Below are 24,855 nucleotides of genomic sequence, written 5' to 3' on the forward strand. Positions count from 1 at the left end.
AAACACGCTGCGCATAAAAAATGCCCCGCGCGAGGCGGGGCATTGAATACTTGGAGTCTAGTGCAATCAGACCGGTTTGACGGACGTTGCCTGTGCACCCTTCGCGCCCTGGGTGACTTCAAAACTGACCTTCTGGCCTTCCGGCAGGCTGCGGAAGCCGGTGGAGTCGATCGCGGAAAAATGCACGAACAGATCCGCGCTACCGTCCTCGGGCGTGATGAAACCAAAGCCCTTGGCGTCGTTGAACCATTTCACGGTGCCGTATTGCATGGTGACTATGACCTCTTGGGAATGTTGCTGGAACGTGCGTCTTCGGCACTATGGCCGGACGCACGGTGCCGAGTATGCAACAACCGTCTTCACTTGCAACGCCCGAGCGTCGCCGTTGCCGGATCAGGTCCCGAGCAAAGCGCCCAGCAGGCGAGGCACGCCGTCCATCGCGGCCGCCACGTTATCCAGCACGTCCTGCAGGGTAATGACCTCGTCCGGATCAGGACCCGCGCCTGCCGCCCAATTGGCGACGATGGCCAGGCAGGCGTAGTCCAAGCCCAATTCGCGGGCCAGGCCGGCCTCCGGCATGCCGGTCATGCCGACCAGGTCACACCCATCACGGCGCATGCGCGCGATTTCCGCCTTCGTCTCAAGCCGCGGGCCCTGGGTCGCACCGTAACAGCCAATATTGACCAATGGCACGCAAGCGTGCGTGGCCGCGGCAATGATGCTTGCGCGCAATGCCGGCGTGTACGGATCGCCAAAATCCACGTGCAGCACCTCGCTGCCCGGCTCTTCGCAAAAGGTGGAAATGCGGCCCCAGGTGTAGTCGATCAGCTGGTCAGGACAGGCGAGCACGCGCGGGCCGCAGTGGCTGGTGATGCCACCAACTGTGTTCAACGCCAGCACGCGCGATGCGCCGACTGCCTTCAACCCGGCAAGGTTGGCGCGGTAGTTGATCCTGTGCGGCGGCAGCGAATGGCCTTCGCCATGCCGTGCCAGGAAGGCCACGCGCTTGCCTGCGTAGGTGCCCACACGGATCGGCCCCGAAGGCGCGCCATAGTGCGTGACGGGCTGGTGGGTCTCGACATCGCCCAGTTCGCCAAGTGCGTAAACGCCAGTGCCGCCGATTACCGCAAGTTCGATCATCATCAGGAAGCCTCGTACCAGTTCGTGGCAAATTCGAGTGCGTGCCTGCGTTGGTGGCGATTTGCCGGACTTTCGGCGACACGGATGTCGCCGAGAAGCCTACATGGACGTATTCACGGCGTGTCCGGCGAATTGCTACCGATGCAGACACGTGCCCATGCGTGCGTCAAAGCGCGTAAATCGCCGGCAGATTACGACCCTGTTCGTGGTAATCCATGCCGTAGCCAAATACATACGCATCCGGCACGTCCACGCCCACGTGGTCGGCACTGATGCCATCGACACAGCGGTCGTGTTTTTTTTCCGCTAGCACCGCGATGCGCACCTCGGCCGCGCCCTGGTCTTCGCACCAGTGCTTGATCGCCAGCAGCGTATGACCCTCGTCGATGATGTCGTCAGCCAGCAGCACCTTGCGCCCCTGCATCGGGGTGGCCGGACGATGCAGCCAGGCCAAGCCCGAACCACTGGTCTGGCCGCGATAGCGGGTGGCATGCAGGTAGTCGAAATGCAGGTCCAGGCCACGCTCGCCCAGTGCGAACGCCAGTTGCGCGGCAAATGGCAGGCCACCATTCATCACGGTCAGGAACAGCGGCACGTCGCCTTCCTCGTATTCGCCACGGATCTCGCCCGCCATGCGCTGGATCGCGTCTTCCAGCACGCTTTTCTCGTGGACCACGCGTGCAGTCGCCAAGGCGTCGGACAGCTTCGGAATACTCATGCCACGTTCCCCACATTGATCGCACCGGATGCAGCCCCTGCATCCCGCGCGGAAACCGGCACGTCGCCGAGCCGCACTTGCGCCTGTTGGTAGTGCGCGTCGGCAAGCAAGCAATCCCACGCCTGCGGACCACGCCCCATCAGGCCGACCAGGTTCATCGTACTGGACGTGCGGCCATCGAGTGCATGCAACGACTCGTCCACCAAATCTGGATGACAGACCAATACGACGTCGCAACCGGCATCCAGGTGCGCATCAATCCGCGCCTTGACGCCACCGGCGGAAAACGCCGCTGCCATGCCGATGTCGTCCGAAAACACCACACCGCGAAAGCCCATGTCCTTGCGCAGGATGTCGCCGATCCAGCGCGGCGCATAGCCGGCCGGTTCCGGCGCGATCTGTGGATACACCACGTGCGCCATCATCACCGCGTCTGCCCCCGCGTCGACGCCGGCTACAAACGGCACCAGATCGAGCGCGCGCATCTCCTCCAGCGAGCGGTTGTCCACCGCCTCGTCGAAATGGGTGTCTTCCAGCACCGAGCCATGCCCGGGGAAGTGCTTGAGGGTCGCAGCCATGCCCGCACTGTGCATGCCTTCAACATAGGCGCGGGTGAAGTCGGCCACGACATCGGGATCGGGCGAGAACGCACGGTTGCCGATCGCCCGATTGCCACGCCCGAGATCGACCACCGGCGCGAAGCTGAGGTCGATGCCGGTGGCGCGGATCTCGCTCGCCATCAGCCATGCATGTTCGCGTGCAAGCTCAAGTGCGCTGGCCACGTCGCGCCGATACAGCGCGTCGAAACCTTCCAGCGGCGGCAGCGCGCTGAAGCCATCGCGGAAACGCTGCACGCGTCCACCTTCCTGGTCGACGCATAACAGTTGCGGGCGCGGCGCCGCGTCGCGGATCGAATGGTTGAGTTCGATGACCTGGTCTTTCGATGCGAAATTACGGGTAAACAGGATCACCCCGGCGCAGGCATCGTGCTGCAACCAGTCGCGTTCGCGTGCGGTGAGTTCGTGCCCGGCGACACCGATGACCAGCATGCTTTAGCGTTCCTTGATGTCGGTGGCGAGGCGTTCTGCCTCGTCCCATTGCGAGTATGGCCGTGAGGCCAATGCAAGATTGTAGTAGCGCACTGCGTGAGTGGCTTCGACGCCCAGCCAGACTGGATGCTCGAACGATTCGTCCTCGCGATCCAGCTCGATTTCGGCGACCACCAGGCCGGCGTTTTCACCGAGGAATTCATCAACCTCCCACAGGTGCCCGGCGTGCTGGACCAGATGCCGGCGCTTGTCGATCACGCCGCCCACGCACAGCGCCAACAGCGCACGCGCATCGTCCATCGGGATCAGGTAATCGAATTCCTGCCGGCTTGCGCCAAGCTCGCGCGACTTGATGTTGAGCCGCGCCTGTTCACCTTCGATGCGCACCCGCACCGACGCATTCATCGTGCCGCTATCGACCGCATGCAGGTCGTTGAGGTAGCCCTGCACCATTGACACAACTTCGTGTGCGGCACCACGCCAGTCGTCGCTGGCGAGCAGGAACTTGCGTTCGATTTCGATACCCATGGTCGCCTCAGGCCTGTTCGAACACGGCGATCGATTCCACGTGCGCGGTGTGCGGGAACATGTCCATCACCCCGGCCGCGCGTAGTGTCCAGCCTGCTTCATTGACCAGATAACCGGCATCGCGCGCCAGCGAAGCAGGATGGCAACTGACATACACGATGCGCTTGAGCCCCTTCAGCGGGAACTGCTTGAGCACTTCAAGCGCACCGGACCGCGCCGGATCCAGCAGCAATTTGTCGAAGCCGGTTTTGAGCCACGGCTGGCCAGCCAAGTCTTTGCTCAAGTCGGCTGCATGGAAGCTCACGTTGTGCAGGCCGTTGTGTTCGGCATTGGCGCGTGCGCGCTGCACCAGGCCCGCATCGCCTTCCACGCCGACAACCGTGCCTGCATCACCGACGACACGCGCCAGCGGCAAAGTGAAATTGCCTAGTCCACAGAACAGGTCGAGCACGCGTTCGCCCGGCTGCACGTCCAGCAATTCAAGTGCGCGGGCGATCATCGCCTCGTTGAGCTTGGCATTGACCTGGATGAAATCCAGCGGCCGGAACTGCAACTCCACGTCCCATTGTGGCAAGCGGAATGCCAGCTGCGACGCTTCGCCGGCCAGTGGATGCATCGTATCCAGGCCACCGGGTTGCAGGAAAATGTTGAAGTCGTGCGCCTGCGCGAACGCGAGCAGCTTCGCGCGATCGGCATCGCCCAGTGGTTGCAGGTGACGGAACACGAGTGCGACCCCACTTCCATCAGGCGAGGCGTCGCCAGCGATGAACTCGATCTGCGGAATGTCGCGGCGTGCGTCCATGCCATCGACCAGCGCGGACAATGCATCAATCTTGAAACCGATCGACGGCACCAGCGTATGGCACTCGCGGATGTCGGCGACGAAGCGCGGATCCAGTTCGCGGAAACCGACAAGCGTCTTGTCTTTCTTCTCGACCCGGCGCACCGAGAACCGACCCTTGCGGCGATAGCCCCAGGCATCGCCGCTCAGCGGCGGCAACACATCTTGCGGTTGCACGTGGCCGATGCGTTGCAGGTTATCCAGCAACACACGCTGCTTGGCCTTGATCTGTTCACCCTCGGCCATGTGCTGCAGCACGCAGCCACTGCAGACGCCGAAATGCGGGCAGCGCGGCGTCACCCGATCCGGTGATGCAACCAATACCTCAAGCGTTTTTGCTTCATCAAAGTGGCGCGAGCGCGTGGTCTGCTGCACGCTGACTTGTTCTCCCGGCAGCGCGCCGGACACGAACACGGCCTTGCCGGCATGCACATGGCTTTCAGGCCAGCGCGCCACGCCGCGACCGTCGTGGGTGAGGTTGACGATATCGAGGGTCTTGGGGGTATGGTCGACGTAGGCCACGTGATCGATCGATGCGGTTGGCCGATCATTGTCGCAGATGCCCATATGCAAACGGCCCGCCGAAGCGGGCCGTTTGCGCGATGGATCCCGTGTTAGCGGCTATCCACGGCCTGTACGGGATGACGCCATCCTGGCATCACTTCTGCTTCCAGCCACCACCGGACTGGTACCACCAGCCGCTGCGCGCGCTCTCCACCCATTGCTTGGCGAACACATTGCGGATCTGGACTTCCCATTCCGGATGGCCATTGGCCACCGCGACCTCGCGATAGACTGCCTTGCGGTCGCGGTTGTCATCGGCCACCGCGGCGTTCATCGCCACGCGATCCTTGAGTTCCAGCTTGCCGGCATCGCGCACGCTGATCAGGCCATCCTCGGTGAAGCCAAGCGCACCGGAATCAAACCCTGAGCGCAGGGTGCTGTTGAAACGTGCTTCCATCCGCGACTGGATCGCCTGGATCGCCGGGGTCTTGATGCTGATGTCGGGCGCGCTCTGTGCTTGCGCCGAACCAATCCCGATCAGCATCCATGGATCAAAGCCGGATGCGTCGAAATCGAAATGCTTCAGCTGCATCGCCATCCCACCGCCACTGCTGTCCTTGATCTGTGTGCTGTCTGCCTGATCGATCACCTTCTCGACGAATTCGCGCGCCGCAGCCTTGGCCTCGGCTGCCGGGAAATAGACATTGATGGTCACGCATGCGCTGAGCAGCAGCGCCCCCACGACCGGCATTCCCAACCACTGTTTCATTGCATCGCTCCTCGCGTTTGTCCACTTCGTATTGTGCGCATTGCCCGACCTTGCATCTTTGAAGTTCTCATCTTTGAAGTTCTCATCATTTCACGATCGGCTTCACTTCACCCGACCCGACCGCACCCAACCTTTCCACCAACGTGGGCCAATCCACCTGCCGGTTGAAACCGACCACGGTCAGCCTCGGAATGCCGGCGCCTTCCACGATAGTAAAGCTGTTTCCCGCCTGACTATGGCGTGAACCCTCCAGGCCGGACATCTGGCAGACCTGGTTCACCAGCCGACAGGCAATACCGATGCGGCGATAGCCGAAATCGTTGAACAGGCCGATCAGCTTGCCCTGCAGGCTACCCATGAAGGAGGCGTCGCCGACGCTGGAAATGTTCTGCACCGCGCGTTGGCTGATGCGCTGCTTGCTGCCGGCCTGGTTGTCAGTCATGAACTCTGCATCGAATGCGACGGGCGTCCAGTCGACCAGGCGCAGGCCATTGATGTGGCCGTCCACGCGCCCGGTAATGCTGCCGAAATCGAGCACCTCGGTGAGTCGCAACATGTCAAGGTCGTCGAAGGCAATGTCGGCGCTCAGGCTGGGCGCGCTGCCGAACGGCCGTTCCAGCGCCAACGATGAGAACGCAACCCGGCCGTCGAACAACTGCATCGACAGGCCACCGTCGAAATCGATGCGTTCATTGGCGTAATGCGCTTTCGGAATCGTGCCGCTAAGCCTGCCCTTGAACGCCGGCAGGCCAAGTGCCTTCGATACACGACCGAAGTCGATGTCGTCCAGCACGAGGGCGAAGCGGATATCAGTACCGGCCTCACCCTGCGGCGGACGGATCACCAGGTCGCGGAAGGTCATGCGTCCGCCCATCATCGGCACCACGGCATCTTCGCGGAACTTCAACAGGCCGCCATCGCTTTCGAACGGCAGCGTTGATGCATCGAAATCCAGTCCGTACAGCTTGCCTCTGTTCCAACGCAGCTCACTGCGCACCGGCGCACCCGCGGAATAGCGCACGTCACCCTGCAACCCGTTGAACACGAAACGCTCGGCCGGATCGCCGAGATTGACCCCATGCAGCTCCGCGTCGGCCTGGCTCAACACGCCATCGCGCACCTGGACTTTCAGGTTCATTGCGCCTTTCAGTCCAACATCGCCCAGCCCGAACAGGCCCAGCCAACCGGATAGATAGCGCTCGCGCAATGGACTCATGTCGGCGCTGTGGATGTCGATGTCGAGTTTCGCCAGGCTGGCATCCACACCGAATGCGGCGCTGCCTTCGGCATTCAGCGCATCACCGTCGTGCCATTCGATGCGTGGCAGTTCCCAGCCGCCGCCATCGTGCTGCATGGCATCGATGCGCAGGCCAATCGACGATGCCGGCAATGCGACATAGGTATTGCCGGTGAGGAATTCGCCACCTTGCAACTCGCCATCGACTGCGAGCAACGACAGTGCCGGCGTGGTCCGGTAGTCGATGTTGAAATGACCACCGAGGTGTTCGGCGGCAGTACTGGCATCGGCGGTTTCCAGTCCCATCCCGCTCACCTTCAGCGGACCTGCGATACGCAATGGACGGCCGGTGCCTGCATCAATGAGCAACCGGCCATCGAGTTCGCCGGAGGTCAGTCGCGCCTGGGGCCAGGCCTTCGCCAACAGTGCTTGCACCCAATGCAGCGGCACCTTGCTGAGGTCGAAACTGGTCAGGTCGGGGCTGGCAACGTTGCGATCCAGTGCAATCCGTGCAGACCCTCGGCTCAGGCTCGCCTTGGTGACGGCGGCATCGAACTGCACGGCAAGTCGCAATGGTTCTGCGCTGCCGGAACGCAGCAAGCCATCGCATTGCCAACCGTCGTGGTCGGCGCGCCGCAGCCGGCACTGCCAATGCAAGTCGCGGTACTCGTAGCCCAAATCAGGCGCATCAATGCGTGCAGCCCACAGGTCCAGCGTGCCGGCAGGCGCGCCATCGGGCCAATCGAGCTTTACCCGAACTTGCTCCAATGTGGCAACGGGCGTGGCGACCTTTGCAATACGCGCCTGTGCCACCCGCGCCTGCGCTGGCACCGGCGCAAACGGCGACACGCACAGCAGCGCGGCCAGCAGGAGGTGAACAGGTAAGATCGGCCGCGACATACGCGCAGCATACCCAGCCACCGCGAGGGTGCAATGAACGAACGACTCTTGGCTTCGATGCCTTCGATCCCGCGGATCCTGCTGGTCGAGGACGATGTGGTCAGCGCCGCCTACCTGGGCGAGGTCGTGGCATCGCTTCCGGCACAAGTGGACGTGGCTGGCAGTGTTGCCCAGGCGCTATCCATTGCGAGCGCTGATTACCATGCGCTGCTGCTGATCGATGCCCACCTGCCCGACGGGCGCGGCGCAACCTTGCTGCAGGCCCTCCGGGCACAAGGCGTGATGGCTCCTGCACTCGCGCATACCGCTGCCGCCGAGACCGCGCTGCGCGATGAGCTGCTTGCAGCGGGATTCGTGGAGGTGCTGCGCAAGCCGCTGGGCATGGTCGACTTGAAGCTTGCCTTGCAACGGCATCTTCCGCAGGCGACTTCGACACCAACACTCCTCTCCGACCTGCGACGCTGGGACGATGCGGCCGCACTGGCGGCACTTGGCGGCCAACGCGCCAATGTCGATGCCTTGCGCGGACTGTTCGCGGAGGAGCTACCGGGCCAGCGGCATCGCATTACCCAGGCCTGCATCGAGGGCAACGAGGCCGGGGTGCGCGATGAACTGCACCGCCTGATTGCCAGTTGCGGCTTCGTTGGCGCAGCGCGACTGGGCCAGGTGGTGCGCCAGATGCAGGCCACGCCACTGGACGGGGATGCACTAACCGCGTTGCAATCCGCAGTCGACGAGGTGCTGGCTTCAGCCGGGGCGAGCGGCGGATAGCCGCCCCAGTTCACCCAGCATGTCCCAGGATTTCAGGCCACGCCCATCCAGGTAGTGCAGAAGCAATGCGCGCAGCGGCAGGCGCAGGCTGGCCAGGTCGTCGCGCTCCGGGATTGCATCCGCAGCCAATGCCAGCAGGCCGCAGCCGGTCGCTGCCGCATGGCGTCCATCACCACGATCGTTCAATGCACGTCGCGGGCCGTATTCGGGATCCAGCAGATAGCGTGCGGCCGGATCCAGCGGCTGGCCATCGCCATCGTGATCCAGTGCGAAGCCCACGCCGAGCGACTCCAGCAGGTCGCGCTCGAAGCGACGCAAGGTCCACGCAAGCGGCTGGTTGCTCCGCAAGCGTTCGCGGGTAATGGCATACGCCGCGTGCATGTCCGGCTGCGGATCCTCGCGCGGGGCCAGGCGCATGCACAACTCGTTGAGGTAAAACGCGGCCATCGCCACATCGCCGCGCAGCATGGGTAATGCGTCCACGGCTTCAGCCGAGGTCAGTTGGGCCAGCTCGCCACGCTGGACCGCATCAAAACGGATCGATTGCAGCGGCTGCAGCGCCGCCCGCAGTACATGCCGCTTCGGCCCCTGCACGCCACGCGCCAGCAACCCGACACGGCCGTGGTTCGCACTGAGGACTTCCACCAACAGGCTGGTCTCGCGCCACGGTCGCGCGTGCAGCACGAACGCCGGCTCGCCGACGTAACGCTGCATGGTTCAGTCGTGGTAGCCGAGCGAGCGCAAGGCAGCTTCGTCGTCCGACCAGCCCTCGCGCACGCGCACCCAGGTCTGCAGGAACACCTTGCTGTCGAACAGGCGTTCCATCTGCAGCCGCGCGCGGGTGCCGATCTCACGCAGGCGTTCGCCCTTCTTGCCGATCACGATCGCCTTCTGGCCCTCGCGTTCGACCCAGACCACGGCATCAATGCGATACATCACGCCACCCTTTGGCGATGGCTCTTCCCCGAATTGTTCGATCTCGACCGTGGTCGCATAGGGCAGCTCGTCGCCAAGCTGGCGCATCAGTTGCTCGCGAACCAGCTCGCCAGCCAGGAAACGCTGGCTCTTGTCGGTGATCTCGTCCTCGCCGTACTCCGGCGCCGCTTCCGGTACCAGTTGCAGCAGCGTCTCCACCAGCGGCTCCAGGCCCTTGCGCTTGAGCGCGGACAGCGGGTGCACGGCGGCGAAGTCGCGGCCTTCGGTGACCTTGGTAATGAATGGCAACAGCGTGCTCTTGTCCTTGATCTTGTCGACCTGGTTGACTACCAGCACGACCGGCAAACCGCCATCGCGCAGGGCATCGAAGGCCAGCCCGTCTTCCATGTCCCAGCGGCCGGCCTCGATTACGAGTATGGCCGCATCCACGCCTTCCAGCGCGCCACGTGCGGCCCGGTTCATCATCCGGTTCATCGCCTTGCCCGAGCGCTTGCCCTGTTCGCCATGGATGCCGGGCGTGTCCACCAGTTGCAGTTGGCCGCCGGGGAACGTGGCGATGCCCAGCAGGCGATGCCGGGTGGTCTGCGGTCGGTTCGAGGTAATGCTGATCTTGGCCCCGACCAATGCGTTGACCAAGGTCGATTTGCCGACATTGGGACGGCCAATGACCGCCACCGCCCCGCTGTGTTGCGCTTGTGCATTCACACTCATGCCTCGATCTCCTGCAGGGCCGCTTCGGCGGCCTGCTGTTCGGCGGCGCGACGCGAGCTGCCCTCGCCCATGGTATTCAATGCCGGCTCGGCCAGCGTGCAACTGACTTTGAAAATACGTGCATGGTCGTCGCCGGATTCCTCGGCCAATGCATAGACGGGCAAGCTGCGCTGGCGTGCCTGCAACCATTCCTGCAGGCGGGTCTTGGGGTCCTTGCCGACTTTGTGCGGTGGCGGCAGCGCCGCCAGCAGTGGCGCGAACCACTGCAACACCACTGCCTTGCAGGCTTCAAAACCTGCATCCAGATGGATCGCAGCGACTAGCGCTTCCAGTGCATCGGCCAGGATCGAATCGCGGCGATGACCGCCGGTTTTCATCTCGCCCGGCCCCAGTACCAGGTGTTCGCCGAGGGCCAACTCACGCGCGATTACGGCCAGCGCGGATTCACGCACCAGCTCAGCGCGCGCCCGTGTCAGCGCGCCCTCATCGGCACGTGGCCAATCCAGGTACAGGGTTTCGGCGACGATCAGGTTGACCAATGCGTCGCCAAGAAATTCCAGCCGTTCATTGTGCGGACTGCCGGCGCTGCGATGGGTCAGTGCCTGTTGCAGCAGGCCGACATCATTGAATGCATGACCGGCAAAGTTCCCCTGTGGCAAATTAATTGGACACGCCCGCACCACGCACCAACGCCTGCTCGGCATGGAACTTGCCCACGATATCGAGATTGGCGATCAACGACTCACGACGCTCGTATTCGACGGTCAACATGTAGCCGGTATCGGTGGATTCAATCTTGAGTGGATCCATTTTCAGGACGGTAAGCGCGTAACTCATGTCCATCCGACGATTGAACAGCGTCCGGATCTTGTCCTTCGACGCATTGCCCAACTCTGGCTCGCTGGCCATGCCGGCCAATGCCTGCTTGACCGAGTAGAACTCGGAGTACATCGGAATGATCTTCATGCCGCAATAGATGAAGAGAATGATCACCGCCAAGGTGATCAGGAAGCCGATCATGGTCATGCCACTGTGCTTGCGATTCATTGCTGCTCCCCTTGACCCCTGAGTTGTCGCGTTAATGGATACGGGTGCCGATCCGCGAAACATCCACTACGTGGTCGGCAGTACGGTCGAAGTTCATCCAGATCAGGAACGCCTTGCCGCGCAGATTTGCTTCCGGCAAGAAGTGCGTCGGCCAGAAGCGGCCATCTTCACTGTTGTCGCGATTGTCGCCCATGACGAAATAATGCCCTGCCGGCACCGTCCAGTCACCATCCCCCCTGTTGTACTCCCACTCCAGCACAAAATGTGGCCGTCCAGGCAGACTTTCGGTCAACTTGGTCGAACCGGTTTCCGGGGTCCCTTCCCCAGTCCCCAGGTACTCACCTTCGTTTCGATACGGCAGCACTCTGCCGTTGATCGTGACCTTGTTGTCGTGAAACCCGATGGTGTCGCCAGGCAGCCCGATGATCCGCTTGATCCAGTCTTCCTTCGGGAGCTGTGGCGGATGGAACACCACCACATCGCCACGCTGAGGCTCGCCGATGTCGAGGAATTTCTTGTTGGTGATCGGCCAGCGCAGGCCGAAGGCGAACTTGTTGACCAGGATGAAGTCACCGGTCAGCAGGGTCGGCATCATCGAACTGGACGGGATCCGGAACGGTTCGGCAACGAAGCTTCGCAGCCCGAGCACCAGCGCCAGGATCGGGAAGAACGCCTTGGCGTAGTCCACCACGATCGGCTCCTTCGGCTCTTCCAGCAGGCCCGCAGCAGCGGCGCGGCGCTTGGCCAGGAACAGTTTGTCGAGTAGCCAGATCAAGCCGGTCAGCGCGGTCAATGAGACCAGGATCGTTTCGAACCACACCATCATTGCGCGTACTCCATCGGTAACGGGTCGATAGCGATCACTTGTTGTCCATCTGCAGCACGGCGAGGAATGCTTCCTGCGGGATCTCCACGTTGCCCACCTGCTTCATCCGCTTCTTGCCTGCCTTCTGCTTCTCCAACAGCTTCTTCTTGCGCGAAGCATCGCCACCGTAGCACTTGGCCAGCACGTTCTTGCGCATGGCTTTGACCGTGGTGCGGGCGATCACCTGAGCACCGATCGCGGCCTGGATCGCAACGTCGAACATCTGCCTCGGGATCAGTTCCTTCATCTTCTCGGTGAGCTCGCGGCCACGGCGATCTGCATGCGAACGGTGGACGATGAGCGACAACGCATCGACCTTGTCGCCATTGATCAACGTATCCACGCGCACGAAGGGGCCAGCCTCGAAGCGCAGGAAGTGGTAATCCAGCGAGGCGTAGCCGCGGCTGACCGATTTCAGGCGGTCGAAGAAGTCCAGCACCACCTCGGCCATCGGCAGCTCATAGCTGACCTGGACCTGGCTGGCCATGTAGGTGATCCCGACCTGGATGCCGCGCTTGTCCTCGCACAGCTTGATCACGTTGCCGATGTAGTCCGGCGGGGTGAGGATATTCGCGCGGATGATCGGCTCACGGATTTCCTGCACCTGGTTGATCGGCGGCAGCTTGGCCGGGTTGTCCATCGACACGATGCTGCCATCGGTCTTGAGCACCTCGTAGACCACCGTCGGCGCGGTACTGATCAGGTTCAGGTCGTACTCGCGTTCCAGCCGCTCCTGCACGATCTCCATGTGCAGCATGCCGAGAAAGCCGCAGCGGAAGCCGAAACCCATCGCCTCGGAACTTTCCGGCTCGAAGCGCAGCGCGGCATCATTCAGGCGCAGCTTGTCCAGCGCCTCGCGCAGGTCCGGGTAGTCCTCGGCATCGACCGGAAAAAGACCAGCGAACACGCGCGGCTGCATTTCCTGGAATCCGGGCAGTGCATGCGGCGCGGGATCCGATGCCAATGTAAGCGTGTCGCCGACCGGCGCGCCATGCACGTCCTTGATCGAGGCATTGACCCAACCGACCTCGCCAGCACCGAGCTTGGCCAGGTCCTTGCGCTTGGGGGTGAACACGCCAACCTTGTCGACCAGGTGCCAACGTCCGGTGGACATCACCAGGATCTTGTCGCCTGGCTTGATCTCGCCCTGCATGACCCGCACCAGCGAGACCACGCCAAGGTAGTTGTCGAACCAGGAATCGATGATCAGTGCCTGCAGCTTGTCGGTATCGCGCGGCTTCGGCGGCGGGATGCGCTTGACGATGGCTTCCAGCACGTCGATCACATTCAGGCCGGTCTTGGCGCTGATCGCCACTGCATCCTCGGCATCGATGCCGATCACCGCTTCGATCTCTTCCTTGACCTTGTCGATGTCGGCGGTCGGCAAGTCGATCTTGTTCAGCACCGGCACCACTTCCAGGCCTTGCTCCACCGCGGTGTAGCAGTTGGCCACCGATTGCGCTTCCACGCCCTGGGCGGCATCGACCACCAGCAGCGCGCCTTCGCAGGCTGCCAGCGAGCGGCTGACCTCGTAACTGAAGTCGACATGGCCGGGCGTGTCGATGAAATTGAGCTGGTAGGTCACGCCATCTTTCGCCGTATACGGCAAGGACACCGACTGCGCCTTGATGGTGATGCCGCGCTCGCGCTCGATCGGATTGCTGTCCAGCACCTGCGCTTCCATCTCACGATCCTGCAGGCCGCCGCACAACTGGATGATGCGGTCAGCCAAGGTCGACTTGCCGTGGTCGATGTGGGCGATGATCGAGAAATTGCGGATGAACCGCATGGCGTCGTGCTGCATGGACTGGGGCTGCTTCGGTCGAGTGGGCCGAAGGAACACGGCCGTGGGGGTAAACGGCGGATTATCGCACAGCACCCCATGACCGCTTCCATTGGACCTCGTCCTGCAAGCGTGCGTCGCTCAGCCTCGCACCGATCAGTGCTGCGCCGGAGTGACGGTGACGTATTGGGTGCTGCCGCCACGCCGCGCCAGCAGCATGACCGTCTGGCCAGCCTTGGCCCCACGCAGCTGCGCATTCAAGGCATCGGCGCTACCGACATCCTTGCGGCCCACTGCCAGGATCACGTCGCCCGGGCGCAGACCGGCTTCGCGCGCGGACATGCCTTCCACCCGTGCAATCAGCACGCCCTCGCCTGCCTGCAGGCCCAGCTGGCGGCGTTGGGCGCCATCCAGGTTCTCGCCGACAATGCCAAGCGCATTGGCTTGGGCTGCGGCCGCCGGACCTGGACTGGTGTCGTTGTCGCCTTTATCGCCCATGGACGCAGTCGCCGCGCGCTCATCGAGCTGGTTGAGCACGGCGGTGACCGTGCGCGGCTTGCCGTCGCGGATAAACTCCAAGGTAACCTTGGTACCAGGCGTCATCGCACCGATGATCGGCGGCAGGTCGCTGGAATCGTTGATCGGCTCGCCATTGACGCGGCTGATGACGTCCATCTGCTGGATGCCGGCCTTCTGCGCCGAGCTACCGGGTTCGACCCTTGCGACCAGCGCACCACGCGCATCGGCCAGACCAAGCGCTTTTGCATTGTCGCGACTTATCGCCTGGATCTGCACGCCCAGTTGCCCCCGGGTCACCTTGCCAGTCGCCTTGAGCTGCTGCACCGCATTCATCGCCACATCGATCGGGATCGCGAAGCTGACACCCTGATACCCGCCGGAATTGCTGAAGATCTGTGAATTGATCCCGACCACCTGACCGCGCGTGTCCAGCAAGGGACCGCCAGAATTGCCACGATTGATCGCCACATCGGTCTGGATGAAGGGCACGTAGCGCTGGTCGGCATAGGGATTGGCGCGGCCAACTGCACTCACGATGCCGGCGGTCACCGAATGGTCCAGCCCGAACGGCGAACCGATCGCCACCACCCACTGGCCGGACTTCAAGGTCTTGGAGTCGCCGATGCGCAGGGTTGGCAAGCCAGTCGCCGCGATCTTGAGCAGGGCGACGTCGGACTGCTCGTCACTACCCACGACCTTGGCGGTGAACTCGCGACGATCGGCAAGACGAATCCGCACGGTATCGGCGCCGTCGACCACGTGATGATTGGTCAGCACGTAGCCATCGCTGGAAATGATGAAGCCGGTGCCCTGCGAGACACCGCGTGGCCTCTCCTGCTGCTGGCCAGGCTGACCGGGCATGCCACCGGGACCAAAGAAACGCCGGAAGAATTCCGGGATCTGGTCCTCGTCCGGTATCTGCGGGGATTGCCCACGCTGTTGCGCAACCTGCGGCTTGCTGCCGATTTCGGCTTCGACGCTGACTACCGCCGGACCGACTTCATCAACCAGGCGGGTGAAATCGGGCAAGCCGACCACCAGTTGCGGTGCTGGCGACATCGCCTGTTGCGGCGGTTGCGCAGCTGCCGAGGAGGAATACCAACCCACGCCGCCACCAATGATCAGTGCGAGCGCGGTGGAAAGGACGACGGGGCGAAATACAGACGTGCGCGTGGCGGCAGGCATCGTGGACGAATCCTCGTTTGCTGTGGGGTGTGTGAGTTTGAAACGCGAAGTTTGAAGCGCGGAATTCAGAGTGCGAATGTCGATGGAACCTGCAGTACGGCGATCAGGACTGCGGCAACTCATTTTCGGCAACGCCATCTGTACTGTTGCCTTCGCGATTGTCCGCGGGCGGCGTTGCATCCTGCCGGTTGGGCTGTCCGAGCAACACCGGTGGCAGGTTGCCGATGCCCCTGCGCACCTGGAACGGGTTATACGGCGCTGCGTTGCGGGCACTGTCGCCGAAGCCGACCGTGATGCCGGTGTTGCCATCGTGCGGAAATACCGAGCGAGGCCACGGACGAGTGATGATGTCGGCCTGCGGCAGCAACGACGGGATGTTGCTGGCGGCGGCAATTCCGGCGTCGATGGGTTGCTTATCGTTCGCTGCGGTCAACATTGAAGCTGCCTGCATCGCGTTGGCCTGATTGCCACGGCGGTTGTTGCGCGCGGGACGGGCTATGGCAGCGACGGCGGATGCCAGCGCCGCAGTCTGCGATTCGAGGCTGGCGCCGGCCGGATTCTGCGCGGGGGCCTGCGGCGCAGGCGCCTTGGGTGCTGGCACCTTTGAAAGAGCGGCGGCGTCGCTTGCAAGCGACGGCGCAGTATCGATGACAGCTACCACAGTGCTATCTGGCAGGTTGCCGGGCGATTCCAATGCAACCGGTTGAGTCATGAAAGCAACGACCGCCAGCGAGGCCGCCATCGCCGCTCCACCGCCCCAGCGCAACCAGGCCGGTGTACGCACCGTGTGCTTGCTGGTTGTAACCGTTTCGACCCTTGCTCCGCCATGCTGGTCTTCGCCACGCAGCGAAGCGGCCACGCGCGACGCGAAATCCGCCGGCAATCGCTGCGCCGGGGCGAGCCCGCGCATCACTTCCGCGGACAATCGCCATCGTTCCCAGCATTCCGCCAGGGAATCATCGTGCTGCAGCCGACGCAGCAGGAAACGGGTCTCGTCCGCGGGCAGCGCGCCATCCATCAACGCGGACAGCTGTTCGCGGCTGCTCAGTTGGGTCAGGTCGGTTGCATCCATGGCCATCTCTCCACTAATACCTGCGGTCTTCATGCCTGTGCTCGGTTGCGGACGTTGTCGTTTTCCAGAAGCGGTTTCATGCGCTCGTCGATGGCCTCGCGGGCCCTGAAGATGCGCGAACGCACGGTGCCGATCGGGCAGTTCATGCGTTCGGCGATCTCCTCGTAACTCATTCCTTCCACTTCGCGGAAGGTGATCGCCTCGCGCAGCTCCTGCGGCAGTTCTTCGACCGCACGCAGCACGGTTTGTTCCAATTGCTGGCGCATCAGTTCGCGTTCTGGGGTGTCGTTGTCGCGCAGACGCAGGCCGGATTCGAACTGCTCGGCATCCTCAATCTCGATGTCGTCGGTTGGCGGCCGCCGGTTGCCAGCCACAAGGTGGTTCTTGGCTGTGTTCACCGCGATCCGGTGCAGCCACGTCGAGAACTGCGCATCGCCACGAAAACCGCCAATCGCGCGATAAGCGCGAATAAACGTGTCTTGGGCCACGTCCTGGACTTCGCTCCAGTCGTGGATATAGCGCGAAATCAATGCACCGACCCGATGCTGGTACTTGCGCACCAGCAGATCGAAGGCAGCGCTATCACCGCGTTGCACGCGGGCGACGAGATCCTGATCCAGCGCTTGCGACACGTCATCCTCTGCCATTTCGCGCCGATGCCTCAAAGGTGGGCCCGGTGCGTTCCGGACGTTGTGACAATGGTGCGCCACAAAAGTTCCTCGGCACTGGATTTGAGTGAAGGCGATTAGACAAGCATTCAAGTGCTGGCGGGCTACGATAGCCGTAACTTTTGTCTGGATCGCAAGTTTATGGTCGACTCCTTTGCAAACAGTTTCGACGGGCTCCGTTTCCAGCACTGGCAAGTAGAGCCACGCGAGGATGGCATCCTGGTGATCGGCCTGGACCGGGCCGGCGAATCGGTGAACGCACTGGCGCAAAACGTCTTGCTGGAGCTAGACGCAATACTGGAACGCATCAGCCTGGATCCGCCCAAGGGCGTGGTGATCCGCTCACTCAAGCCCAGCGGCTTCATCGCTGGTGCCGACATCCGCGAATTCCGCGAGTTCGACGCGCGCGGCACCACCGACGACGCGATCCGCCGCGGCCAGCAAGTCTTCCAGCGCCTGTCCCAGCTGCGCTGCCCCACGGTCGCGGCGATCCATGGTTTCTGCATGGGTGGTGGAACAGAGTTGTCACTGGCCTGCCGCTATCGAGTGGCGTCGAACGATCCATCGACCCGGATCGGCCTGCCGGAAGTGAAACTCGGCATCTATCCGGGCTGGGGCGGCAGCGTGCGCCTGCCACGGCTGGTCGGCGCGCCAGCCGCGTTCGACATGATGCTGACCGGCAGGACCCTCTCGGCCAGCGCAGCACGCGCGATTGGCCTGGTCGACAAGGTCGCCGAACCAGCAGTACTCGTCGATGCCGCGATCGAGCTGGTCAAGCGCGGCACGCAACGCCCGTTCAAGCAGCGCGTGACCGCATGGGCCACCAATACCTGGCTGGCGCGGCAGATATTGGCCCCGATGCTGGTCAAGCAGGTCGCGCGCAAGGCCCGCAAGGCGCATTACCCGGCCCCTTACAGCTTGATCGAGACCTGGCGGCGCAGCAGCGGCAGCATCCAGTCGCGGCTGTCCGCAGAACGCCGCTCGGTGGTGAAACTGTCGGCCACGCCGACCGCGCGCAACCTGATCCGGGTGTTCTTCCTGCAGGAGCGACTCAAGGGCATCGGCGGTAAATACTCGGGGCCGGCCATCCAGCACGTGCATGTAATCGGCGCCGGCGTGATGGGCGGCGACATCGCTGCCTGGTCGGCCTACAAGGGCTTCGAGGTGACGTTGCAAGATCGCGAGCAGCGCTTCATCGATGCCGCACTGACCCGCGCGCAGGCCTTTTTCACCAAGAAGGTGAAGGACGATGCCAAACGCCCGGCGGTGGCTGCGCGACTGAAATCGGACCTTGCCGGTGACGGGATTGCCGAAGCAGATCTTGTGATCGAGGCCATCATTGAACAGGCGCAAGCCAAGCGCGACCTATATGCCGACGTCGAGCCACGGATGAAGGCCGATGCATTGTTGACCAGCAATACATCGTCGATTCCGCTGACCGAATTAAGTGGCCACATTGCCCGGCCCATGCAGTTCGCCGGCCTGCACTACTTCAACCCCGTCGCGCTGATGCCGCTGGTGGAAATCATCCACCACGACAGCATGGCCGCCGAGACCCAGCAGCGGCTGGCCGCGTTTTGCAAGAAGCTGGACAAGCTGCCGGTGCCGGTCGCCGGCACGCCCGGCTTCCTGGTCAATCGCGTGCTGTTCCCGTACATGCTGGAAGCGATGACCGCCTATGCCGAAGGCATTCCCGGACCGGCGATCGACAAGGCCGCAGTAGCGTTCGGCATGCCGATGGGGCCGATCGAGCTGGTCGATACCGTGGGCCTGGATGTGGCCTCAGGTGTGGGCGGCGAACTTGCGCCGTTCCTCGGCCTGCCGATCCCGGCTGCCCTGCAGAGCCCACCGGAGCAAGGCAAGCGTGGCAAGAAAGATGGCCAGGGCGTGTACCGCTGGGAAAACGGCAAGCCACAAAAGCCCGAGATGCCGGCCAACTACAAGACGCCCGAGGACCTGCAGGATCGCCTGATCCTGCCCCTGCTCAACGAAGCGGTGGCCTGCCTGCACGATGGCGTGGTTGCCGATGCCGAACTGCTGGATGCCGGGGTAATCTTTGGCACCGGTTTCGCCCCGTTCCGCGGCGGCCCGATCCAGTACATCCGCGAGACCGGCGCCGAAGTGCTGCTTGCGCGACTGAAGGCACTGCAGGCCGCGCATGGCGACCGCTTCGCGCCGCGACCGGGCTGGGGCAACGAGGCATTGCTGCGAGGCACTGCCTCGCATGCCGAGGGCCGCCCGTAGCAGGATGCGAAGGGCAGGAGCGACTTGGTGAGGCCCGGATGGCCGAACCTAGTCGCCACTTGCAAGACTCAGACCGACATCACATCGTCTGCGTCGGCTGGTCCGCATTCATGGCACCGGCAAGCGTAGTCTCGATCTTGCTGCGCACCTGTTCGCCTTCGGCGGTATCGGCGAACTGCACGCCGATGCCAGCGACGCGGTTGCCCTGCGCACCGGGCGGCGTCACCCAGCACACCCGCCCCGCCACCGGCAGGCGTTCGGAGGAATCAGGCAGGGTCAGCAGCAGGAACACTTCATCGCCGATGAAATAGCGGCGCGTGGTCGGCACGAAGACGCCACCCTGCTTGATGAAAGGCATGTAGGCGTTGTACAGCGCGCCCTTGTCCTTCACCACCAGCGACAGGATGCCTTGCCGTGCGCCGCCTGCGCCTGTTGGTCCGCTCATGCCGTCCCCTTCATCTGCACCACCCCAGCAAAGTTTCCGCCACCGCCAAGTCCGCGCGCACAGTGGTGCGCAGCAGGTTCCGCGTGCGATTGGCAGCATCAAAACGCGCAGCCAGCGTGCGGGTTCGGGCCGGATCGGTCAAGCCCGCCGCATCGTGCAAGGCCAGCTCGGCGAGATGGCGCAGGCGCTCATCCGTGCGGCCATCGGCTACCCAGCGCTGTGCCAGTTCGACCGGCGCGGCCTGTCCGCGCTGCAAGGCCTCGGCGTCCTGGCGGACGCTGCGGCGCAACGTCATGCCATCACTGGCAATCCAGGCATCGGCCAATCCGGGATGCCCACGCGCCGCGTCCAGCGCTTCACTGGCGATGGCGCTCGAATGCCCGCGTGCAGCCAGCCAGTCCAACGCTTCCGCGCGCGGCGGCAGGCGCAGTTCCAGCCGTTGACAGCGGCTGCGGATGGTCGCCGGCAGACGCGCCGGATTGCTCGACAGCAACCACAGGTAACGGCCTGGCTGCGGTTCTTCGAGGGTCTTGAGCAGCGCATTGAACGCGTTGTAGTTGATCGCATCGGCCGGATCGACGATCGCCACCAGGGTCTCGCCCATGCGCGGCGTCAGCGTGAGTTTTTCCGACAGCGAGCGCACCTGCTCAATCACCAGTTCTGCACGCGGCTTGCCGGTTTTCTGGTTGATCTCGTAGCCGATGAACATCAGGTCGGGATGCGCGCTATGCCCCCACGGCTGCGAAGGCGTGCCATCCGGGCGGGTTTCCAGTGGGTCGTATTGCGATCGCGAGGCAAACAGCGTGCAACTGCGACAGCTGCCACAGGCCTCGCCATCCACCAGCGGCGACAGGCACAGCACGCGACGCGCTAGATGCTCGGCCAGCACCCGCTTGCCGATGCGCTCCGGCCCGACCACCAAGGTCGCATGACCCATCTGCCTACCGGCCAGCGCCGCGGCGGCATGCTGGTAGGCGCGTTGCTGCCAGGGACTCAGTGCGGGCAACAGGCTCACGCCATGTCCTCGCGATACTGCGTAAGCGCGGAAACTGCCGTGGCCGCCACCACGCTTGCGACAGGACTGGCATCGATCACCCGGAACCGCCCTGAATGCTCCGCCGCGCGCGCCAGGAACCCGCCACGCACGCGCTCGAAGAATTCATCGCGCTCGCGTTCGATCCGGTCCGGCAAAAGGTCGCGGCCACGGGCGCGTTCCCGGCCATGGGCGATGCCAAGATCCAGCAACAGCGTCAGGCCGGGTTCGATGCCGACAACGCGGCGTTCGAGGTCCTCGATGAACGCGCCATCCAACCCACGGCCTGCGCCCTGATAGGCGTGGCTGGAGTCGGTGAAACGGTCGCTGATCACCCATGCCCCGCGTCGCAACGCGGGCAGGATGCGTTCGGCCACGTGCTGCGCGCGCGAGGCGAACATCAGCAGCAATTCGGTTTCCGGCGATGCGGCCTCGTGCGAGGGATCCAGCAGCAATTCGCGGATGCGTTCGGCCAATGGCGTGCCGCCGGGTTCGCGCGTGCTCACCACTTCGCAACCATCGGCGAGCAGCGCATCGCGCAGCGCCGCAAGCACGGTGCTCTTGCCGGCGCCCTCGCCGCCTTCCAGGGTGATCAATCGTGGTTCGATGGTGAGCCCTGCTGGCATCACTTCGGCACCGCCTGTTGCTGCGCGCGATAGCGCTGCAGGTAGTCACGCACCGCGACCTGGTGCTCGGCCAGCGAACGGGTGAATACATGGTGGCCGCTGCCATCGCCGACTGCGACGAAGTACAACGCATCGCCATCTGCCGGATGGGTAGCGGCACGCAATGCGGCGGCGCCAGGCATCGCGATGGGCGTCGGCGGCAGGCCGTCGCGGGTATAGGTGTTGTAGGGCGTATCGGTGGTGAGGTCGCTGCGCCGTATATTCCCGGCATAAGCGCTGCCCATGCCGTAGATCACGGTCGGGTCGGTCTGCAGGCGCATGCCGACCTTCATCCTGCGCTCGAACACCCCGGCGATCGCGGGGCGTTCTTCTGCAATCCCGGTTTCCTTCTCGATGATCGAGGCAAGCGTCAGCAGCTCGTCCTTCGAGTTCAGTGGCAGGCCGTCCGCACGCGATGTCCACGCCGCATCCAAGGCCTTGTCCATCGCCTGCCATGCACGCCGCAACACGTCCAGGTCGCTGTCTCCGCGTACCCAGGCATAGGTCTCCGGCAGGAAACGACCCTCGGGATGCTGGTCGGCATGGTCGAGCGCGCGCATCAAGGCGGCATCGTCCATGTCCCTGGATGCATGTTCGAGCAGCTCGACCTTGGCCAGCGCCGCGCGCAGGTCGCGGATGTTCCAACCCTCGACAATGGTGAACTTGCGCCGCACGACCTTGCCGTCGCGCATCGCCAGCAGCAATTGCTCGGGGTCGATGCCGGGCTCCAGCGCGTATTCGCCGACCTGCAATTTTCCGGCCGCACCCAGCTTGCGGGCGAGCAGCTTCCACTGCAGCAACTCACCCGTGCGCACACCCTCGGCCTGCAGCTTGCGCAACACCGAATCCAGCGAATCGCCACGCGCCACCAGCAGGTGATCGCCGGCTTCGATACCAACCAGCGGAGCATTGGCAAAGCCCTGGTAGCGCTGCCATGTCCAGGCACCCGCCACGATTGCGGCGATCAACAGCAGCCAAAGGATGCGTTTCAACGCGCCGCCAGAGGCCCGGGGAGAACGACGGCTCACGCAACCTCCTTGTGCACCTGGAACATGGGAAATGCCGCGGCCAACTGCGTCTGCAGCGCCGCCACAGCCGGATGCTGGTGGTACTCATGCGTACCCAGCGACGACACCGGCAGGATACCGCGCAGCGCATTGCACAGGGCCAACGCGTCAGCGGTTTCGACCTCGTGTGGCGTCAGCATGCCGATCGCGACCAGACCCTGCTCGATCAGCCAGCCGCGGCATACGCCGGCAACGCCACTTGCTTCAACCGGCGGCGTGGTCCAGCGGCCCTCGCGCAGAATCAGAAGGTTCGCAGCGGTCGCGCAGACCACATCGCCCGCAGTACTCAGCATCAGGCCTTCGTCGCAACCCGCCTGATCACACTCGGCCCGCGCCAACACCTGTTCAAGGCGGTTGCAATGCTTGATTCCGGCCAGCGCCGGCTGCGCGGCCAGCCGGATCTGGCAGCAATGCAGGCGTAAGCCAATCGATGATGTCGATGGCAATGGGTGCAATGTCAGCATCCACATCGAAACCGGATCTGCTGGCGGCGCATATCCACGGCCACCGCTGCCGCGGGTGACCAGCAGCTTCAGCACGCCTGCATCAACGCCTGCGATGGCCTCGCTGATGTGCGCTTCGATGACATTGATCCGCGGCAACGCCAATCCAAGTTGCTGAGCGCCAAGCATCAGTCGCTTGCGATGCCGCGGCCACAGCGGCAGCATGCTCGCGTGCACGCGCATGGTCTCGAACACGCCATCGCCATAGGCCAAACCGCGATCATCCGCGGGAATCACATCGACGGTAGTTTCGCCGATGAAGATGCGTGCCTTCATCCAGCCACCCCGAGTGCATGCAACATGCCGCGCGCCTTGGCTCGGGTTTCATCGAGTTCGTACCGTGGATTGGAATCGATCACGATACCGGCGCCGTTGCGGAAGCGCAGCGCGCCCGACTCGATCTCGGCGCTGCGGATCAGGATATTGAGGTCCATGTCGCCGTCGCGGTTGAGCCAGCCCATCGCGCCGGTGTAGGCGCCGCGACCCTGGCCTTCAAGTTCCGCGATGATCTGCATGCAACGGATCTTGGGACAGCCAGTAATGGTGCCGCCGGGGAACACCGCGGCAATGACCGCGCCGGGCGTCGCATCGTCTTTCAGTATTCCGCGCACATTGCTGACGATGTGGTGCACGTGCGGATAACTCTCCACGATCATCAGCTCATCGACCACGACGCTACCCGGCGTGCAGACGCGACCGAGGTCATTGCGCTCCAGGTCGATCAGCATCACGTGTTCGGCGCGTTCCTTGGGATGGCCGACCAATTCACGGATGCGCGCGGCATCGTCATCACCATCGAAACGCGGGCGGGTGCCGGCAATCGGCCGGGTTGCAACCTCGCGCCCCTGCACCGACACCAGGCGCTCGGGCGAGGCGCTGACCACGCTCCAGCCCGTTCCATCAGAAGCGCCACCCGCGAACACGCCCGCGAATGGTGCCGGGTTGTGGTCGCGCAGGCGCTGGAACAGTGCTGCCGGCTGCAACGGCGCCTCGAAACCAACCTGCCAGCCACGCGACAGGCTGACCTGGAAGACATCGCCTGCGGCCAGGTAGTCGAGAATCCGCGCCACCCCATCGATGAAGCGTTGCGGTGGTTCTTCCTGCACATCGACCGGCGCTTGCCATGCTGGCAACGGCGACAAATCGTCCAGCGCAGCGATATCGATTTCGATGCGATCCAACCAACCGGCTTGGTCGGCCTCGGCAATCGCGATGCATTCGCCGCTCACCCGGTCGCGTAGTACGGCGGCGGGACAACGCAATGCGCAGGCCACCGGCAAGCCGCCTTCGGCAGCGGGCAGATGCAGGATTGGTTCTATTTGCGCGGCAAGTTCATAACCGAGGAACAGCGCCCAACCGCCGCGAAATGGCCAGTAGGCATCGGCATCGTGTTCGCATCGCAGGGCACGCCAATGCGCATCCAGCACATCCAGGAACTTACCTGCATGAGCATGACCATCCTGACCGCGGACCACGCCATCGCGCTGCAATTCCAAGCGTTCGCCGGCATGCGCCAGTAGCATGTCCCAGCGGCCGTGCGCGCCGCTGGCGCTGGACTCGAACAGCACCGGATAGCGTCCGGGTGCCAGCCGATGCAGGGCCAGCAGGTCGATGTCGGTGGGGAGGGCTCGGGTCTGGGTCATCACGCCCCCATC

General features: G+C 63.6%; 25 protein-coding genes. 2 read left to right on the plus strand and 23 right to left on the minus strand.

The genetic code is table 11. The features are described 5' to 3' along the window. Positions 1 to 66 precede the first annotated feature (66 nt). The 8 genes from PSV05_RS11420 to PSV05_RS11455 all read right to left on the minus strand — a co-directional run bounded on the left by PSV05_RS11420 (position 67) and on the right by PSV05_RS11455 (position 7,686). Positions 67 to 270, minus strand: a complete 204-nt coding sequence (locus PSV05_RS11420) for a cold-shock protein (protein ID WP_300065190.1) — start codon at positions 268 to 270, stop codon at positions 67 to 69. Between the two features lie 123 nt (positions 271 to 393). Continuing rightward, positions 394 to 1,143 carry an S-methyl-5'-thioinosine phosphorylase gene (locus PSV05_RS11425; RefSeq protein ID WP_300065192.1) on the minus strand — a complete coding sequence of 250 codons (750 nt, stop codon included), beginning with the start codon at positions 1,141 to 1,143 and terminating at the stop codon, positions 394 to 396. 163 nt (positions 1,144 to 1,306) lie between these two features. After that, on the minus strand, positions 1,307 to 1,858 hold the full coding sequence (locus tag PSV05_RS11430) for a hypoxanthine-guanine phosphoribosyltransferase (protein ID WP_300065194.1): 552 nt from the start codon (positions 1,856 to 1,858) through the stop codon (positions 1,307 to 1,309). Continuing rightward, entirely contained in the window at positions 1,855 to 2,907 is a 1,053-nt protein-coding gene (gene nagZ, locus PSV05_RS11435) for a beta-N-acetylhexosaminidase (RefSeq protein ID WP_300065196.1), read from the minus strand. Before nagZ ends, PSV05_RS11430 begins: the two co-directional genes overlap by 4 nt. A gap of 3 nt (positions 2,908 to 2,910) precedes the next feature. Beyond that, positions 2,911 to 3,435, minus strand: a complete 525-nt coding sequence (locus PSV05_RS11440; RefSeq protein ID WP_300065198.1) for a CYTH domain-containing protein — start codon at positions 3,433 to 3,435, stop codon at positions 2,911 to 2,913. A 7-nt stretch (positions 3,436 to 3,442) separates the two neighbouring features. Next, entirely contained in the window at positions 3,443 to 4,843 is a 1,401-nt protein-coding gene (rlmD, locus tag PSV05_RS11445; protein WP_300065200.1) for a 23S rRNA (uracil(1939)-C(5))-methyltransferase RlmD, read from the minus strand. A gap of 91 nt (positions 4,844 to 4,934) precedes the next feature. Then, on the minus strand, positions 4,935 to 5,549 hold the full coding sequence (locus PSV05_RS11450; RefSeq protein WP_300065202.1) for a YdbL family protein: 615 nt from the start codon (positions 5,547 to 5,549) through the stop codon (positions 4,935 to 4,937). Between the two features lie 85 nt (positions 5,550 to 5,634). Beyond that, entirely contained in the window at positions 5,635 to 7,686 is a 2,052-nt protein-coding gene (locus PSV05_RS11455) for a hypothetical protein (RefSeq protein WP_300065204.1), read from the minus strand. A gap of 33 nt (positions 7,687 to 7,719) precedes the next feature. Between PSV05_RS11455 and PSV05_RS11460 the strand changes: the two genes are divergently transcribed. Then, the gene (locus tag PSV05_RS11460) at positions 7,720 to 8,457 is read left to right on the plus strand and encodes a response regulator (protein WP_300065206.1); all 738 of its coding nucleotides are present in this window, start codon (positions 7,720 to 7,722) and stop codon (positions 8,455 to 8,457) included. On the opposite strand, the gene recO is transcribed toward PSV05_RS11460, so the two are convergent. The 9 genes from recO to rpoE form a co-directional block, all read right to left on the minus strand. Further along, complete coding sequence (gene recO / locus PSV05_RS11465) at positions 8,434 to 9,171, minus strand: DNA repair protein RecO (RefSeq protein ID WP_300065208.1); 738 nt, start codon at positions 9,169 to 9,171, stop codon at positions 8,434 to 8,436. The two genes, PSV05_RS11460 and recO, sit on opposite strands and share 24 nt — an antisense overlap. Positions 9,172 to 9,174: 3 nt before the next feature. Continuing rightward, positions 9,175 to 10,104, minus strand: coding sequence for a GTPase Era (gene era, locus PSV05_RS11470; RefSeq protein WP_300065210.1), 930 nt, complete (start codon positions 10,102 to 10,104; stop codon positions 9,175 to 9,177). After that, positions 10,101 to 10,808 carry a ribonuclease III gene (gene rnc / locus PSV05_RS11475; RefSeq protein WP_300065212.1) on the minus strand — a complete coding sequence of 236 codons (708 nt, stop codon included), beginning with the start codon at positions 10,806 to 10,808 and terminating at the stop codon, positions 10,101 to 10,103. Before rnc ends, era begins: the two co-directional genes overlap by 4 nt. After that, a complete protein-coding gene (locus PSV05_RS11480; protein WP_300065214.1) occupies positions 10,765 to 11,151 on the minus strand; it encodes a DUF4845 domain-containing protein in 387 nt (128 codons plus the stop codon). Before PSV05_RS11480 ends, rnc begins: the two co-directional genes overlap by 44 nt. 31 nt (positions 11,152 to 11,182) lie before the next feature. Continuing rightward, entirely contained in the window at positions 11,183 to 11,974 is a 792-nt protein-coding gene (lepB, locus tag PSV05_RS11485; RefSeq protein WP_300065496.1) for a signal peptidase I, read from the minus strand. A gap of 37 nt (positions 11,975 to 12,011) precedes the next feature. Further along, positions 12,012 to 13,805 (minus strand): translation elongation factor 4, encoded by a 1,794-nt coding sequence (lepA, locus tag PSV05_RS11490; protein ID WP_300065498.1) that lies wholly within the window; start codon positions 13,803 to 13,805, stop codon positions 12,012 to 12,014. A 150-nt stretch (positions 13,806 to 13,955) separates the two neighbouring features. Further along, positions 13,956 to 15,503, minus strand: a complete 1,548-nt coding sequence (locus tag PSV05_RS11495) for a DegQ family serine endoprotease (protein WP_300065216.1) — start codon at positions 15,501 to 15,503, stop codon at positions 13,956 to 13,958. Positions 15,504 to 15,606: 103 nt separating this feature from the next. Next, complete coding sequence (locus tag PSV05_RS11500) at positions 15,607 to 16,575, minus strand: sigma-E factor negative regulatory protein (RefSeq protein WP_300065218.1); 969 nt, start codon at positions 16,573 to 16,575, stop codon at positions 15,607 to 15,609. Positions 16,576 to 16,604: 29 nt separating this feature from the next. Further along, entirely contained in the window at positions 16,605 to 17,222 is a 618-nt protein-coding gene (gene rpoE, locus PSV05_RS11505; RefSeq protein ID WP_300065220.1) for an RNA polymerase sigma factor RpoE, read from the minus strand. 162 nt (positions 17,223 to 17,384) lie between these two features. Here rpoE and PSV05_RS11510 point away from each other — a divergent pair, with 162 nt between their 5' ends. Next, complete coding sequence (locus tag PSV05_RS11510; RefSeq protein WP_300065222.1) at positions 17,385 to 19,487, plus strand: 3-hydroxyacyl-CoA dehydrogenase NAD-binding domain-containing protein; 2,103 nt, start codon at positions 17,385 to 17,387, stop codon at positions 19,485 to 19,487. 79 nt (positions 19,488 to 19,566) lie between these two features. Here the strand turns inward: PSV05_RS11510 and PSV05_RS11515 are convergent, their stop codons facing one another. Genes PSV05_RS11515 through PSV05_RS11540 form a run of 6 tightly spaced genes read right to left on the minus strand, consistent with a single transcriptional unit; the run spans position 19,567 to position 24,843 of the window. Next, positions 19,567 to 19,932, minus strand: coding sequence for a PilZ domain-containing protein (locus tag PSV05_RS11515; RefSeq protein WP_300065224.1), 366 nt, complete (start codon positions 19,930 to 19,932; stop codon positions 19,567 to 19,569). A 10-nt stretch (positions 19,933 to 19,942) separates the two neighbouring features. Continuing rightward, entirely contained in the window at positions 19,943 to 20,941 is a 999-nt protein-coding gene (locus PSV05_RS11520) for a DNA polymerase III subunit delta' (RefSeq protein ID WP_300065500.1), read from the minus strand. A gap of 2 nt (positions 20,942 to 20,943) precedes the next feature. Next, positions 20,944 to 21,591, minus strand: coding sequence for a dTMP kinase (gene tmk, locus PSV05_RS11525; protein WP_300065226.1), 648 nt, complete (start codon positions 21,589 to 21,591; stop codon positions 20,944 to 20,946). Next, on the minus strand, positions 21,591 to 22,658 hold the full coding sequence (gene mltG / locus PSV05_RS11530) for an endolytic transglycosylase MltG (RefSeq protein ID WP_300065228.1): 1,068 nt from the start codon (positions 22,656 to 22,658) through the stop codon (positions 21,591 to 21,593). Before mltG ends, tmk begins: the two co-directional genes overlap by 1 nt. After that, on the minus strand, positions 22,655 to 23,476 hold the full coding sequence (pabC, locus tag PSV05_RS11535) for an aminodeoxychorismate lyase (RefSeq protein WP_300065230.1): 822 nt from the start codon (positions 23,474 to 23,476) through the stop codon (positions 22,655 to 22,657). Before pabC ends, mltG begins: the two co-directional genes overlap by 4 nt. Continuing rightward, positions 23,473 to 24,843, minus strand: coding sequence for an aminodeoxychorismate synthase component I (locus PSV05_RS11540; protein WP_300065232.1), 1,371 nt, complete (start codon positions 24,841 to 24,843; stop codon positions 23,473 to 23,475). The genes pabC and PSV05_RS11540 overlap by 4 nt, the downstream gene beginning before the upstream one ends. Between the last annotated feature and the right edge of the window lie 12 nt (positions 24,844 to 24,855).

Origin of the sequence: Thermomonas sp., from assembly GCF_029945965.1 — a bacterium.
GTDB lineage: Bacteria > Pseudomonadota > Gammaproteobacteria > Xanthomonadales > Xanthomonadaceae > Thermomonas.